The organism is Anabaena sp. FACHB-1237, from assembly GCF_014696225.1.
Taxonomy (GTDB): domain Bacteria; phylum Cyanobacteriota; class Cyanobacteriia; order Cyanobacteriales; family Nostocaceae; genus FACHB-1237.
In genome coordinates this window covers 118,273-134,066 of sequence record NZ_JACJPV010000007.1, presented here as the reverse complement: position 1 = coordinate 134,066, position 15,794 = coordinate 118,273, and the positions used below count along the sequence as shown (strand labels likewise).

14 protein-coding genes and 1 pseudogene are annotated in these 15,794 nt (G+C 34.4%); 8 read left to right on the top strand and 7 right to left on the bottom strand.

The features are described from left to right. Window positions 1-242: 242 nt before the first annotated feature. The 4 genes from H6F32_RS05720 to rph form a co-directional block, all read right to left on the bottom strand. Entirely contained in the window at window positions 243-1,271 is a 1,029-nt protein-coding gene (locus H6F32_RS05720) for an FHA domain-containing protein (protein ID WP_190368370.1), read from the bottom strand. Window positions 1,272-1,394: 123 nt separating this feature from the next. Further along, window positions 1,395-2,117 carry a 6-phosphogluconolactonase gene (pgl, locus tag H6F32_RS05715; protein ID WP_190368369.1) on the bottom strand — a complete coding sequence of 241 codons (723 nt, stop codon included), beginning with the start codon at window positions 2,115-2,117 and terminating at the stop codon, window positions 1,395-1,397. A gap of 243 nt (window positions 2,118-2,360) precedes the next feature. Next, complete coding sequence (locus H6F32_RS05710; protein ID WP_190368368.1) at window positions 2,361-3,143, bottom strand: ABC transporter permease; 783 nt, start codon at window positions 3,141-3,143, stop codon at window positions 2,361-2,363. A gap of 631 nt (window positions 3,144-3,774) precedes the next feature. After that, window positions 3,775-4,491 (bottom strand): ribonuclease PH, encoded by a 717-nt coding sequence (gene rph / locus H6F32_RS05705; RefSeq protein WP_190368367.1) that lies wholly within the window; start codon window positions 4,489-4,491, stop codon window positions 3,775-3,777. 177 nt (window positions 4,492-4,668) lie between these two features. Here rph and H6F32_RS05700 point away from each other — a divergent pair, with 177 nt between their 5' ends. The 4 genes from H6F32_RS05700 to H6F32_RS05685 all read left to right on the top strand — a co-directional run bounded on the left by H6F32_RS05700 (window position 4,669) and on the right by H6F32_RS05685 (window position 7,134). Further along, window positions 4,669-5,205, top strand: a complete 537-nt coding sequence (locus H6F32_RS05700; protein ID WP_190368366.1) for a P-loop NTPase family protein — start codon at window positions 4,669-4,671, stop codon at window positions 5,203-5,205. A 20-nt stretch (window positions 5,206-5,225) separates the two neighbouring features. After that, the gene (locus H6F32_RS21170) at window positions 5,226-5,390 is read left to right on the top strand and encodes a hypothetical protein (protein WP_242031061.1); all 165 of its coding nucleotides are present in this window, start codon (window positions 5,226-5,228) and stop codon (window positions 5,388-5,390) included. 31 nt (window positions 5,391-5,421) lie between these two features. After that, a complete protein-coding gene (dcd, locus tag H6F32_RS05690) occupies window positions 5,422-6,018 on the top strand; it encodes a dCTP deaminase (protein ID WP_190368365.1) in 597 nt (198 codons plus the stop codon). Between the two features lie 483 nt (window positions 6,019-6,501). Continuing rightward, the gene (locus H6F32_RS05685; RefSeq protein WP_190368364.1) at window positions 6,502-7,134 is read left to right on the top strand and encodes a Uma2 family endonuclease; all 633 of its coding nucleotides are present in this window, start codon (window positions 6,502-6,504) and stop codon (window positions 7,132-7,134) included. Window positions 7,135-7,702: 568 nt separating this feature from the next. Here the strand turns inward: H6F32_RS05685 and H6F32_RS05680 are convergent. After that, window positions 7,703-7,783 (bottom strand): annotated as a pseudogene (locus tag H6F32_RS05680) (IS1 family transposase); the annotation flags it as partial. 289 nt (window positions 7,784-8,072) lie between these two features. Here H6F32_RS05680 and H6F32_RS05675 point away from each other — a divergent pair. The 4 genes from H6F32_RS05675 to H6F32_RS05660 all read left to right on the top strand — a co-directional run bounded on the left by H6F32_RS05675 (window position 8,073) and on the right by H6F32_RS05660 (window position 12,074). After that, window positions 8,073-8,477, top strand: coding sequence for a c-type cytochrome (locus H6F32_RS05675; RefSeq protein WP_190368363.1), 405 nt, complete (start codon window positions 8,073-8,075; stop codon window positions 8,475-8,477). A 511-nt stretch (window positions 8,478-8,988) separates the two neighbouring features. Then, window positions 8,989-10,359, top strand: coding sequence for an AAA family ATPase (locus tag H6F32_RS05670; RefSeq protein WP_190368362.1), 1,371 nt, complete (start codon window positions 8,989-8,991; stop codon window positions 10,357-10,359). A gap of 2 nt (window positions 10,360-10,361) precedes the next feature. Next, on the top strand, window positions 10,362-11,165 hold the full coding sequence (locus H6F32_RS05665) for a hypothetical protein (RefSeq protein WP_190368361.1): 804 nt from the start codon (window positions 10,362-10,364) through the stop codon (window positions 11,163-11,165). Between the two features lie 678 nt (window positions 11,166-11,843). Further along, window positions 11,844-12,074 (top strand): hypothetical protein, encoded by a 231-nt coding sequence (locus tag H6F32_RS05660; RefSeq protein ID WP_190368360.1) that lies wholly within the window; start codon window positions 11,844-11,846, stop codon window positions 12,072-12,074. A gap of 970 nt (window positions 12,075-13,044) precedes the next feature. Here the strand turns inward: H6F32_RS05660 and H6F32_RS05655 are convergent. Both H6F32_RS05655 and H6F32_RS05650 read right to left on the bottom strand, forming a co-directional pair. After that, window positions 13,045-13,425, bottom strand: a complete 381-nt coding sequence (locus H6F32_RS05655) for a hypothetical protein (protein ID WP_190368359.1) — start codon at window positions 13,423-13,425, stop codon at window positions 13,045-13,047. Window positions 13,426-13,755: 330 nt separating this feature from the next. Further along, entirely contained in the window at window positions 13,756-14,823 is a 1,068-nt protein-coding gene (locus tag H6F32_RS05650; RefSeq protein ID WP_190368358.1) for an aromatic ring-hydroxylating dioxygenase subunit alpha, read from the bottom strand. Window positions 14,824-15,794: the final 971 nt, after the last annotated feature.

Below are 15,794 nucleotides of genomic sequence, written 5' to 3'. Positions count from 1 at the left end.
GAAATAATTACACTACATTTAAATAATATACAGGTACTAAGGTAGAAATTTTCCTCAGTCCGTAAGACTCCTGAATTAGCGACTCCTATTCCTAACTAGCAACTTGGGTTAATTCGTAGAGACGTTTTATAAAACGTCTCTACATTTTTTTTGATGTGGTATCAGTCCTGTGAGTATTATTGTATATGCCTACTGTACAATTAGTGAGCGCATCTCATAAAGACATAATTCCAACTTAAATGTTAGGATATTTGAAATAAGAAAGTTACCAAATCTCCTTTACCTAAGCTAACGCGATCGCCTGGACGTAAACGATGTCTATTTCCTGGTAACAAGGGTAAATTATTGATGTAAGTACCATTAGAACTACCCACATCTTCTACATAACAAGCATCGCCCTCAATGCGAATATCTGCATGAATACGAGAAACAATTTCAGAATGGGGAAACCCAGATACATCTATATCTGGAGGAATACGATCATTAGGTTTACCAATATGCACCACAGACACATTTTGGGGTAATTCAATTTCTTGGTTGCTTTGTACATGGAATAACCGCGCCACTACCTGTTGTAATTGAGTTCTGGAAATATTGGCTACTGGTTGAGGTGCTGGTGTTGGTTCTAGTGCTACAGGGGTAGGAATAGGTACTTCTATTTCTGGTACTACAGGAGCAGGTACAGGTACAGGTACAGGTTGAGGTATAGGTATTTCTGGTACCACAGGAGCAGGTATAGGTACTTCTATCTCTTGTACTACAGGAGTAGGTACTGGCTGTGGTGCAGGTACTTCTTGTACTACAGGAGTAGGTACTGGCTGTGGTGCAAGTGCTTCTTGTGCTACAGGAGTAGGTACTGGCTGTGGTGCAGGTGCTTCTTGTACTACAGGAGTAGGTACTGGCTGTGGTGCAGGTGCTTCTTGCACTACAGGAGTAGGTACTGGCTGTGGAAGTACAGATACAGGAGTCACCACAGTAGGTGGTAAATTAGAAACTACAGGAGTAGGAGTAACTTGGAAAACTGCTAAAGGATCAGGAGTTACCAGAGGTGGAATTTCTACAGGAGCATCAGGAACCATAGTAGGTGGTACAGCTACGGAAGCAGAATGAGCGTGTAAATTATAACCGCACTGCCCACAGAAAGCGGCATTAGCTTGTACAGTGGCTCCGCAATTAGGACATTTACTAGTAGCAGGTAAAGGTGTGTAGCACGCTTCGCATTGTACAGCACCATCTGGATTGGGATGATTGCAATTAGGACAAACTATCATGGATTTAAGCCTTACTCAAGATCATTGTAAAAATATTACTTGCTATACTGAGCAAGATAAGTAATGGTAACTTCTGAGGTTAACAAATACCCAAGATAACAAATGTAAGAAAGGTGAGAATATTTATGGATTAAGTTCTGCGGCTGCTGCTGCATCTAATAACCAAACAAGCTCACCCTGGGGTTTAATTAAGCGTGATGGGTAAGTAAAATCATCAGCTACAGGTGCAAAAACCTGCGCTAAAGCCGGTCTTTTATTAGCACCAGCAGCTAGAAATATGACATTCCGTGCCGCATTAATGAACGGATAAGTAAAAGTGATGCGTTGATTGTCATCTTTATTACCTACAGTAATGAGGCGATCGCTAACCTTGAGAGCTGCTGTATGGGGAAATAAAGATGCAGTATGAGCATCATCACCCATTCCTAATAAAACTACATCTAAGGATGGAAACTCTCCTGATGTTGTCTGAAAAAATGTCTGGAGATGCTCTTCATATTTTGCGGCATCCACAGCCGGATTACCAGATAATGTGGGTACAGCATGAACATTATTTGTAGGGATGTGCACATGATTCAACCATGCACAACGTGCCATTAATTCATTGCTATCGGCATGATTTGGTGGTACATAACGTTCATCACCCCAGAATACATGAATTTTATCCCAGGGTAGCTGTTGTTTAGCTATTGCTTCATACAGAGGTTTTGGAGTACTACCTCCTGATAAAGCAATTGTAAATTTTCCTCGTTGACTAATAGCAGTGTGCATCTGCGATAAAATCAACTCTAATGCCCTTTGTACTAAACTAGGAACATTTGCTAATACTTCAACCCTTTTGTTCATAAGATTATCATCATAGCTACTTCCAGAAATACCATAACTAACATCTGACAATTTTAGGCGTGAAGTTTGGAAACTTTTAATATCCTCGGAAGCAGGAAATTTTCAGCCTCAACTTTCTTTATCATCATTTTTGGTTAATTGTCAGTAGTCAGTGGTACGAATAATATAATTCGTGATTAGTGATTGGTAATTGCCTAAAATGATACAGTAGTGTTAATCATAAAAAATTATCAATTGTCAATTTCACATAATAGGTTGATCAAAAAGTAATACAGTTAAAACAAGATCCATCATAAAAATCGCTACCCAAGTGGTGACAACTGCTGTTGTTGCTGACTCTCCCACTTCTTTAGCACCTCCTTGAGTAGTTAAACCCCAACTACAACTATTAACGCCAACTATCATCCCAAAAACTAATCCTTTGACTAATATAATCCACATATCTGAGATAGATAATAAATCTCTTACAGAATCTAAAAATATTACTGGTAAAACATGATAAAATTGCCAAGCTGCAAATACACCTCCTGTAATTCCTGTAACTAAAGCAAAAATCATCATAATGGGCATCATTATAGTGCAAGCTATGACTCTTGGTAATATTAAATAATCAATAGGATCTGTTTTTAATATAAATAGTGCATCAATTTGTTCAGTTACTTTCATGGCCCCTATTTCCGCAGCAAAAGCTGAACCTACTTGGCCCGCTAAAATACTTGCAGTTAAAACAGGCACTAATTCTCGGCAAAAAGCTAATGCGAAAGCACCTCCAATAGTATCTACAGCCCCAAATTTTATTAATTCTCTAGCAGTTTGAATTGTAAAAATCATCCCAGCACAAACGCTTACTAATAATACCGGAGGTAAGGAAACAGGTCCAGCAGTTACAGTATGTTCTATAATGCGACGATAGTAGGTTTTTCCTTGAACAAAATGTAGCCATATTTGTCCAAATAGGAGTATGGCGAATATGTACCTAATTATCCACAGCTGTTCTAAATTTCTGTGGTTTGAGTTGTTTGACAATTTAATTTCTACTCTAACTGTATTTTTTATTAGCAATATTATACTACAATTAGGTTTTTTGTTACTGATTTTTTCTTAATTCTTAATTTTTAATTTAATTTTTAATTTAATTTTTAATTTATATTCATGATCAAGAATGTTATTTTATTTTGAGTGATTCCAATGTGAAAAACTTTGATTATAATAATGATTTCTTTAATCAACTTTATAAACAATATCATATTCAAAGGGTAAAAATAAGAAGAAATATTAATTGTCAAGGTGATAAGCTAATGTGCAGCACTCACTGTATAATTAAAAAACCTGAAGTTACAGTAGCACAAGCATCTTGCTTGTATTAATTATTCAAGTTAAAGGCACAACAGCTTAAAAGACCTGAATTATTTGAATTATTATAGGACTTACGCAAGTTTCACGCTAAAAAATCTGTTGAGTGGGTGCGTCAGATATGAACAATTTGGTTATTTACATGATCTATACTGTCTCACGTGGTTGGTGAGCTTGTCGAGCCACACCCTACCAATATGCCTGTTGTCTAAGTCCTGTATTAATTAGTGATTTTTAACAGATATACAAGATCCCCGACTTCCTAAACAAGTCGGGGATCTGAGAAGTATCTGAGAAGATATTATCAGGTAATAGCTGCCTTTTGTGCCAATAATAATTCTTTAATTCCCTGTTCAGAAAAATCGAGAAGTTGGTTTAATTGATGACGGTTAAAACTTTTTGCTTCTGCTGTTCCTTGAATTTCTATCATTTCTAATTTATCATTCATGACTACATTAAAATCTATATCAGCCGCCACATCTTCAATATAATTCAAGTCTAAAAAAGGTTCTCCATCTAATAAACCTACTGATATGGCAGCAACTTGTCCACTTATGGGCGATCGCTCTAAAACTCCCTTTTGTAATAACTTATTAATAGCGTGACTTAAAGCGACAAAACCACCAGTAATAGCCATTGTTCTAGTACCTGCATCAGCTTGTAATACATCCGCATCTACTGTTAAAGTTCTTTCACCTAAAATCTTAAAATCTATCACAGAGCGTAAACTACGCCCTATTAAACGCTGTATTTCCTGAGTTCTACCCGATAACTTCAATAATTCCCTTTCTTGACGTTGTTGAGTAGCAGAAGGTAACATTCTATACTCTGCGGTCAACCAACCCTGACCACTACCAGTTAAGAATTTAGGTACTCCTTCAGAGACACTCACAGTACATAGAACTTGAGTATCACCAGATTTAGCCAAGACAGAACCAGGAGCGAACCGGGTAAAATTCGCTATAAAACTGTGTGGACGGAGTTCATCGGGTTGTCTACCATCAGGACGTTGCCAAGCCATGAAAATTACCTCATAAAAGGAGATCAAGAAGATCCACGAGTCAGAAGAAAGAATTGACAATTGATAATTGACAATTGATAATTGTTTTACCAATCACCAATCACCATAAGAAGTCAAGAGTCAGAATAAAGAATTTTCTCTTTGCACTTCGCACTTAGCACTTCCTAATTACAGCTTATGGTTGTCCAACTAGAAACTCCCACTCTTAACTCAAATCGCAATTTACCATATTTAGTTACAGGATTAATCCAAGTTTTTACTAGTTCCCACCGTAGCTTTTTTACCACAGTTATGGCACAAGCACTGAGAATTGCTGGACAAGGTACACCAGTATTAATTGTACAGTTTCTTAAAGGTGGAATTGGCCAAGGTTATGAAAGACCAATACAAATGGGACAAAATTTAGACTGGATTCGCTGTGATATACCTCGATCTATTGATAATGCCCAAATTGATGAGTCTGAAAAAGTAGCTCTACAAAAATTATGGGCATATACACAAAAGGTAGTATCTACAGGTAAATATTCCTTAATTGTATTAGATGAACTCAATTTAGCTATGAATTTTGGTTTTATTCCCGAAAGTGAAGTGTTAGAATTTTTAGCGCAACGTCCTCCCCATATTGATATTATTTTCACTGGTTCACAAATGCCATCATCTTTACTCGATGTAGCCGATCAAATTACAGAAATTCGTCGTAGTCATCAAATTTAAAGTTTTAAGGTGTATATAAAGTGATTAAAAATGATATTTGGATTAAGGAAATGGCGCAAAAAGGGATAATTTCACCTTTTGAGTCCAGTTTAATTCGTCATGCTGAAGGAATACCCGTAATTTCCTATAGACCTAGTATCCTTAATCATGCTAAGATAACGAGTCTGGTAATTTCAGTAACATAACATCAAACCTAGTAAAAAAGGTAACTATCAAATGTTGAAGAATGACAAATGGATAATTGAACAAGCAAAGAAAGGAATGATTGAACCATTTGAACCTAGTTTACTTCGCACTATCAGTTTAGAATCTGGCACAAAAGTACCTGCATTGAGTTATGGTTTATCTTCCTATGGTTATGATATACGTTTATCACCTAAAGAATTTTTAGTATTTAAACATATTCCTGGAACAGTTGTTAATCCTAAAAAATTTAATCCCAAAAATCTAGAATCTGTTGATTTACAACATGATGAAGATGGAGATTTTTTTATTATTCCTGCACATTCTTATGGACTAGGAGTAGCATTAGAAAAATTACAAATGCCTCCTAATGTAACTGCAATTTGTTTGGGAAAAAGCACTTATGCCCGTGTTGGTTTGATAGCAAATATTACACCGGCGGAGGCTTCGTGGAATGGCGCACTTACCCTGGAATTTAGTAATTCATCAAGTGCTGATTGTAGAATTTATGCCAATGAAGGAGTTGTACAATTATTGTTTTTAGAAGGAGAACCATGTCAAACTACCTATGCAGATAGAGTAGGTAAATATCAAAATCAGCCTGAAAGAGTTACTTTAGCTAAAGTATAAAAGAACTAAAGTAAATGACCACAAATGAAATTCACTTTCTGAATTAGAAAGTTTCTTAATGGGTGCTGGGGCGGAAATAAGCAAAATAATAAGCAAAATAATAAGCAAAATTTAGAATTATATGGACAGGATAATGATGGTACGGTAGTTTCTATTTGTAAAATGAATTTATTTTTGTGTTTGAGAATTTTTGGGATAAATACGCCGTTGCTGCTACGACGGTGGAACGCGAACGGGAGGAGAGGTTACAAGAGTTAAATGATTTTTGAGTAAGTTGAATTATATTTGAGAGATGATAAGCTAATGTGCAGCACTCACTGTATAATTAAAAAACCTGAAGTTACAGTAGCACAAGCATCTTGCTTATATTAATTATTCAAGTTAAAGGCACAACAGCTTACAAGAAAGATATCCGACTTCTTTGAGAAGTCGGATATGTGAGCATTTCAAGTTTAAGAAGTTAGAAGATGAGGAAAAATCATCATGGTACAAGCAGCACTAAAATTAATCACTGTAAATGAGTTTATTACTCAATATGGTGATAATAATCATTATGAATTAATTGATGGTGAATTAATTGAGATGGAACCCACAGGACCACATGAACAAATATCAGCTTTTACCAGTCGTAAACTCAATGTAGAAATTGATCATCAAGATTTACCATATTTTACACCTTCTCGCTGTTTGGTTAAACTTTTGGGAACTAATACGGATTTTCGTCCTGACGTGATTATACTGGATCAAACTCAATTAATCAATGAGCCTTTATGGCAACAAGAACCTGTAATTACATCAGGAAAATTAATTAAGTTAATTGCAGAAGTTGTGAGTACAAACTGGCAAAATGATTATGCTCGCAAGGTTGAAGATTATGCTTTATTAGGTGTACCTGAATATTGGATTATAGATTATTTGGGTTTAGGTGGTAGGGAATATATTGGTAAAGTTAAGCAGCCAACTATTACTATTTGTAAGTTAATTGAAGATGAGTATCAAAAGCAGTTGTTTCAACATGATGATCTTCTTGTTTCTTCTCTTTTCCCCAGTTTACAATTAACTGCAAAACAAGTTTTAACTGCTGGTGGTAGTGTAAATATGGTAGGTAGATTTTAGGTTGAGTAGAACGCAGTGTTCACCCAGTGTGCCGTAGGCATAACCCAACATTTTCATGATTTAGTTGTGTTTCGCTCCATTGCTCTCCAAGGCTGACACGAACAACCTAGCCTACGCAAATACAAAGTATATTTAGTTATTTATAGGGTTAATAATGGTTAATAGATTGGATAATGATAGAGAGTTTAAAGATTCGGTTTTAGGGATGATTCCAAAACATTGGAATGTCAAAAATTTAGGTGAGTGTGCATTTATTACTAAAATGTAAATAAGCTTGTTGTTAGACAGACAGCAGTTTCCATTATTATGAAGTACAGATGTTAATGATAAAACCCTTGTAACACTGCCATATTGCTGTGTTCACAGTGTTTATAGTGTACCTCATGTAGATGGAATGTGCTGTAAGTATGGCTTTTCAGGTAACTGTTCCTAACCGCGCCACTCAAGATATCACACTTGCATAAGTCCTGTAAGAAATCAATTGCTACAAAGACTAGCATAAGCTATTGGTAGTGTGTTTAGTCGCAGTGTATTTATAGAAGTAAAAGTAACTTTAGCATGGAACAAGATGAACCCCCTTATCGCGCTTAATTGTTATAAATCCTATACTCTTCACATAAGATCGCAGACAACTTTGTTTGACTTCATTTAGAGGTATTGCTGAACTCAGGTATGAAATTGAGAAATTCAAAATTAAATTTGAAACTTTGCGTCTGACGCAAGTGCTTCGCTGATGCGCGGAATAAATATCATACCCCCATTCAGCAACGCCTATTTGGATACCCTTTCAGTGGAATATAAACTTACCATTTTTTCTAATCTTAGCAGAATTGCAGTATGGACAATGCACACTAGATAACCTCAATTCATCTTTTTATTATGCAACTTGGGTTACTATAGGAATATGTGATAATAATGCTTATTATGAGGGAAGTCTATTGAGAGTTATTAGATCAATTTTTGGGTTAGCGATCGCTTACTTTGCTATAGTCATCGCTTTATTATTTAATTTTACCTTGATTAATCCAGCTTTAGCAGAAACATCCACCATTACTTCATCTCATCTACCTGTACCAGAAACTCCTATTGGCAAAACCATTTTTAATAATAACTGTGCTTCTTGTCATATAGGAGGTGCTAACATCTTAGTTGAATATAAAAACTTACATAAAGAAGCACTTTTAAAATATTTAGAAAACTATAAAACTAATCCTATCACAGCTATTATTACCCAAGTTCAAAACGGTAAAAACGCCATGCCTGCATTTAAAAATCAATTAACCGAGGCAGAAATTATTGAAGTAGCCACTTACGTTTTCCAAAACTCAGAGTCAGGTTGGTAAATCACGAGCTTTGATATATGTTTTTTAAGTTCAATCAGATATAATATTTTAAAAATTAACATAAGTCTTATTATTATGTAAAAACATATATAAATATAATTAACATAATTAACATTAATCAAGTAATTATGTTTAATATTTATATTTATTTATATTTATTTATACAGCACATTCCATCTACATGAGGTACACTATGAACAAAGCAAGATGCCTGTGTTACAAGGGTTTTATCATGAACATCTGTACCTCATAATAACGGAAACTGCTGTATAAAAGCAAAAGTGTTGAACATTGAGATTTTGATGATATTCTCCAAGTTGTGCATTGGCATTAATGATACCAAATTTGAGCAGTTAGAGATTTTACCTGGGTAAAGCACAAAGATTGTAAAGTTTTATTGCAGGATTTAACACTTTTGATATATAAGTTATGTCAAGACGTGAAATTATGCTACAATTACTGACATTCTGACTTTTGAATACAATCTAGGTTTTAGACGAGGTAAAAATAATTGCTTTTTAACCCCGAACTTTGCCGTAATGAAAGCGAAGTTGAAAGCAAACTCATAGTACAATATTTGCTACCGCAGTTAGGATATACACCAGATACCTGGCATCAAGAAGTAGCACTCGGTAGTATTCGCTTAGATTTTTTGGCCTTTGCTGTACAAAGAATACCTTTTATACTAGATGCAAACTCACCATTAAGTATTATTATGGAGGCAAAAAGTCCCAGTCAAAATTTAAACCGTCATACTTTGAAATTAAGGCATTATTTAACTAGTTTAAATGTAGCTTTTGGGGTGTTAACTAATGGAAAGGAGATAAGAATTTATGAAAAATATGGGAGTGATATTAAGTTAGTTTTTCAATGTAATGGAAATGATATTGAGGGGAACATTGAGGAAATTAAGAGGTTAATTGGTAGGGAAAGTTTAAAAAATGGGCAAATTAAGAAACAAATAAAGGTTGAAGTATCTGATGTAGAAAATAAGAGGGAACATTGTATGAAAACTATTGCAATTTATCATCATAAAGGTGGAGTCGGTAAAACAACTGTTGCGGTTAATTTAGCAGCAGCATTAAGTAATCAAGGGAAAAAGGTTTTATTAATTGATTTAGATGCTCAAGCTAATACAACATTTGCCACAGGATTAATCAAATTTGAATTTGAAGAGGATGATGATTTAAAAGATCGTAATATTTTCCATTTACTAGATGCAGGGGAAACTAATTTATTTATTCCCGATATTGTTCGGAAATCAAATAGATTTAATGAAATTGAAATAGATGTCATTCCTTCGCATATTAGTTTAATTAAAGATCAAGCAAAATTATCAAGGTATAGTGCAAGTACAACTAGATTAGCTAAAAAACTAGCACTAGTTAAACATAATTATGATATTGTTATCATAGATACACCTCCATCATTAGATTTATATGCTTCAGCTTCTCTTATTGCTGCTGATTATCTAATTATTCCTTCAGATTTGAAACCATTTTCTAATCAAGGTTTAGTAAGTGTAAAAAACTTTATCAAAACGGAAATTAATGAAAATAGGGAAAATATGGGTAAAGAACCTATTAAGATTATGGGTGTTTTACCATCAAAAATTTCTAGCAATAATCAATACCAAAAGTATACATATCCACGTCATAGAGATATAATTCCTAAACGTTATGAATTGTCATTAATGGATAATATGATTACAGAAAGATCAGCTTTATCCAATTGCATTCATAAAAGTATAATTGTAGGAAACCTAGAAATACCTGATCCTAAATCAATTTTTGAGTTTGCCAAATATGAATCATCTGCAAATCAATCTGCAATTGAATTTGAAGCACTAGCTATAGAAGTAATGAGAAAAATGGAGGTTTAATCATGAGTAAGTTTGAAATTGTAGAAATTGAAAGTGTAAGCTCTAGTGTTCCTCGTTCTAACTTTAAAGAAGTTGATTTAGATATTCTTGCTGATTCAATATTAGAGTCTGGAGGGATATTAAAACCACTGGTACTCAAAAAAATCGGTTTTGAAAAATATGAAGTTATTGATGGACATTTTGAATACTACGCTGCTGTAAGAGCTAGGGAAAAAAATTCTATTAAGGGAGAAATTGTTAATGCTTTTATTATTACCTCTGAAAAAGAGGATGCAGTATTAAAGCAAGTTGAGTTTTTCAAAGGTATAGAGACTTCTGAAAAAATAGTTAAAGCACCACATCAAAAACCTGAAATTAATCAAGAAACTAACATTAGTGAACTATTGGATGAAAAACTAAAACCAATTTACGCTAGAATGAACCAATTAACTTCTCCTAATCCTAATCCTATCAATACAGAAAAGGGGGATTATGATAACAGACTAAAATCAATTGAAAACAAGATAGAAAATCTTACAAAACTTATTGAAAAAATTATACCAACTATACCACCTCCGCCTCCACCAAAATTAAAGTTACTAACAGCAAAAAATGAAGAAATAATGATTGCTTTGAATGAAGTAGGAGCAAAACGAACAGAGATAAACGCTGCATTAGAAGCGATTAAATATTGGAAGCAATCAGATAAAACGTTAACTTGGCAAAATCTTTTGATATCAACTAAGAAAGGTAAACATAAAATTTCTGGTTTTGCAGATGCCACTTACCAAAGACTAAAACAAATTGCAGAAATACAGATAGAATAATTGGCCTTGCTGAATTAGAGTATGAAATGCAAAAGTTACAAAAATGAAAATCTTACTCTTGTGTACCTGGAGTGCCTCTGCGTCAGACTTTCATCATACCCTTAATCAGCAACGCCGAATAATTAACCCTACCCTCAAACCAGAAGAGGAACAAAAATAAGGACATTTTACCTACTCAAATACCTACATCAACGTCACCATATTACCCTAGTAGCTCAACGTGATACCCATGTTACAGATGGGGAAATTGCAGGATATCGTTATCAAAAAGTTTTACTCGACAATTCCTGAGTGCGGAGTGCTGATAGCTGATAGCTAATTGTGAACTTTAGTATCAATTGATATGCTGATTGTTAGTAAAAGTGCTATAAATAAGCTGATGTGTAGCTAAACTGTATAACTAAAAAACTTAAAATTACCGTAGTGCAAGCATCTTTCTTCCATCTATTATCCAAATTACAGCCGTTTTCATGTATTTAGATCACACTCTAAACTAATTTTAGTCTTCCTTCGCGCCTTTACTCCTTTGCGTCTTTGCGCGAAACCAGAATCAAAATTTGGTTCACTTACCTGAAAATTGCCGTAAAAGCACAACAGCTTAGTCAATGAATATTCAGTGTATAAATTGCGGAGTGTGGAGTTGTGACTCTGCGACTCCTATTATTAGAGGTAAAAATTATGATTAGCTATCTTCATTGTCCTCGTCATTGCCTGAGTCAGACTATTCATCATCAAAATACAGCAGAACTAGGACTATGTGACTTCTGCTGGTCTGAATACTCTTTCTGTTGGTCCGAATACTGTTTAAGTCAGTGGTATGAAACTCAAATTAAACAAGATTCTCAGTCAACTGCTAATAATGGTAAACGTAAATTTCCCAAAAAACTCATCATCGTTGAACATCCATAGGACTTACACGCAAGTGTCACACTAAAAAAAATCTGTTATAGGGTGCATCAGATATCAACAATTTGGTTATTTACATGATTTATACTGTCTGACGTGGTTGGTGAGGTTGTTGAACCACACCCTACTAATGTGCCAGTTGCGTAAGTCCTAATCCAAATAGTATAGTTTTTCAAGTGTCACATAACTAACTTACTGCTTATACCAACTTACAATCTATTAACTCTATCAAAACATAAGTCGGGAATCTTGATTGATAATTATGTTAAATAAAATACTAAAATACTGGATCATATCCTTTAAAATGTTTCTAAGCTAATGTGCAGCACTCACTGTATAATTAAAAAACCTGAAGTTACAGTAGCACAAGCATCTTGCTTGTATTAATTATTCAATTTAAAGGCACAACAGCTTATTAGCAGTTTACCTTCACATTCACAATGCACAATTATAGAAATAAGCAAGGGATCAAAAAAAATTTTAACTGTGATTTTGGCAATTTGGCAGACAGCATCTTCGATTTACAGTTTTAATAGAATATCAACAGGGCAAAAACAAGATCGAGAACCTTATATTTTCAGTGCTTTTTCAACCCTTTTCATAGCGTTTAATAACAGTAGATGCAATAGTGGTAAAATAATTAACACCCTGGTGTTATAATCATGAACACATTCAGGTGCTTAAAAACATATCTCTGGTGAGCGTTATTGAGGCAAATACCAGCGTGGAAATACACAACTCTGAGATAGTCTTTTTAGTGAGTATTTTAATGAACAACAACAACAATAATAAGAACAAATTGAGACGCTTTGATCAGTAAATCCAATTAATTTACCAACAAAAACTACACAAAACACAAAAGCACCAACAAACCCACGAAAACACTTTTTTGTTAAAAAACATGGAGAATTAAACAAAAATTAGACATTAGACAAAAATTAATATTTATTTCTGATGTTAAAAACACCAAATATTAATCACTTAACATTTGAGAAATTATGGCATCTGCTTGTAGTCTTTTGTAGGTTAAGTGAATCAACTTCGCTGGTTCAAATTGTCCACACATATAACAAGCTAAACTCAAAGCATCTAACAACATTGAACAGGTAATACCTTCTGCTGCTAAAGACGCAATGTATTTTGATACACCCTCTGCACAACTATCTGCTGGTAACAACACAAGTAATAAGCGGAGACAGTCTATAGATGTCACCATATTATCTAATTCATGAGTCTCTGTAGCTAATTTAGCAATACCGAAAATGATTTGGTTTGCTGTAATACCTTCTTTCATCAAGAGGACAAAGAAGGAGGTTAGGTGACAGGGTGTGGTGTGATCTAATTTGATATTCATAGTGCTTATTATTTTCAGTGTAACAATAAACTCGAATTTTTTGCTTCATCCGGAAAAAAATTCTTAAAAAATTCATCAAAAATTCCCCAAAAATTCACAAAATAACCATGTTACATTTACTTATTAAATGTCTTTATTTTTCTTGCACAGAATAATACTCTGTAAAAGCAGGGATTTTACTGAGTTTTATTCTTTGCTTGGTTTTTCCATGGAAAATAGATAGTCTTAATTCCAGACTTGATAGTTGGGGAATATATATCAAGTAATTGCTCTCAGTAGACTTACACACTGTACCCAAGTACGATAACATAACTGCTCTTTTAGCAGATGTTACCTGAATTTGTCAACTTGATTTTTCATAAGTCTCTGAACACTTACCAGCGCTCGATTCAACTCATAATTTTTACTAGGATGTTTCAGATAAGCATTTTGTTCCTCTTCTATCATTTTCACATCTTGTAACACTAATCCATCTAGTAATTTTTGGGCTGCACCGAATAAGCTGTTTTTAATCCATCTTCTAAACCAAATTGGTAATTTATGCAGTCGCCAAAAGGTATTAAGAGATGTAAAATGTATTAGATATGCTTTGGTTTGAGTTTCATTAATGGGACATAATAAACAATAAATTTTAAAGTCTTGGCCTAGTGTTGATACCCAATGGGGATATACATAACTGACATCTAATGCTTCAGGATGTAATTTTCTTAATGCAGGAAAAAATAGTTGTGATATTGACCAAATTTTGTCTATGCGGTAATAACTTTGGGCAGTATAATGGGCATCCACACGGTTTTCGTTCTCTTCTATATTTTGCAATGATGCTTGTGACCACGCTTGCAAATCTTGATGCAGGTGGCCATGATACATATCCATCAAGTTTTCAATTAAGTAGGAATAATGAGCTTTACAGTTAATAATAGATACAGTAGCAATATAATTAAGATGATCCCATTCTGGTATTTCTAAAGGTTGTCTACTAGTGGGATTATTACCTAAATATAACCAAATGAAGCCATTTTCTTCTTTTACCGCATAAGTGCGGATTTGACAACTTGGTAATTTTTGATTGGTCTCTAAATAGGGAACTTCCGTACATTGTCCAGTATTATTAAAACGCCAACCATGATATATACATTCTATTTCATTATTAACTATGTTACCATGACTTAGTTTAACTTGTCGGTGGGGACAACGATCTTCTAAGGCGTGAATCTTTCCTGTATGATCTCGATATAAGGCGATCGCCTGATGCCAAATGATCACTCCTACAGGTTTATTTGTGACTTCACTACTACGACAAACTACATACCAATGATCAGGACTAATGCCTAATTTTCGCACATCATGGCTCATTCCAGGGTTCAATTCCGATGTAGATGATATTTGTGGCAACATAATTATCTTGAGTATTGCTTCAGTGATGTAAATTGTTATAACTAAAATAAATAATTAACCCAAGTTGCTAAGTTATAAATATAAACCTTTTTTATCCCCCTAAATACCCCTTAAAGAGAGCGACTTTGATTGATTTTGACCCTTTTGAACAGAGGGCTAGGGAGGCTCTAGTTCAGGAATCAACCTAAGTATTTGTATAGTGTACTACAAAGCAAGCTAAAGCACTCCAGTAACTCTCATTTTGAAGCCAGTTTACGCTATTTAAGCGAACTGCTTGCAGCAGCGCTAGAATCTTTAAGAATTGTAAACAGCTTGTTGCACAAGGGTTGTTATGTCATGAAATCTTATAAATGAGAATTGCTGATTTATTCATAATTAACTTGCTTATCAAGTTAGGTTTATGGTATACTTACGGGCAGTTAGCGATCGCATTAATTTGCGTACCTAGTAACATTAACATCTGTTATTGTTTTAGCTGTTAGCAACTTTGACTTCTAGCGCACTATGTCTAAGTATTTGGTTTAAATAACAAAAATATAGTCAGACATAGTCAGATACTAACATTTGTGGTATAAAAGTATCAGCAATTTTAGAATGTATCTGTAATGCAAGATGTGAAAGTGTGTGATATATTAGTCTTTAGTTCAATAAGTGTAGCTCCTTGAAAAGTGCTGAAAGTTCTGAGATGAGAGTGCATTCCTAGTTGGAATCAACCTAAGCATAGTTCCTCTGTGGCAGTTCACCCTCTAAATTAGACCAAATAAAACGTTTTCAAAGGTAGCTAATCAAATGAGAACTGAAAAAACGTAAAAGTAGTTTCTCTATCTAGGAGGACGTTTTAAAAGTATTGGTGTATTGGGCAAATATCATAAGGCTTACGCCTCCCGTTAGGAAAACGCTACTACACAAACCAAGTCCACCCGCGTGGGCTAAGAATGAGCAACCAAGGATTTTTAACCTGCCTAGGCAGT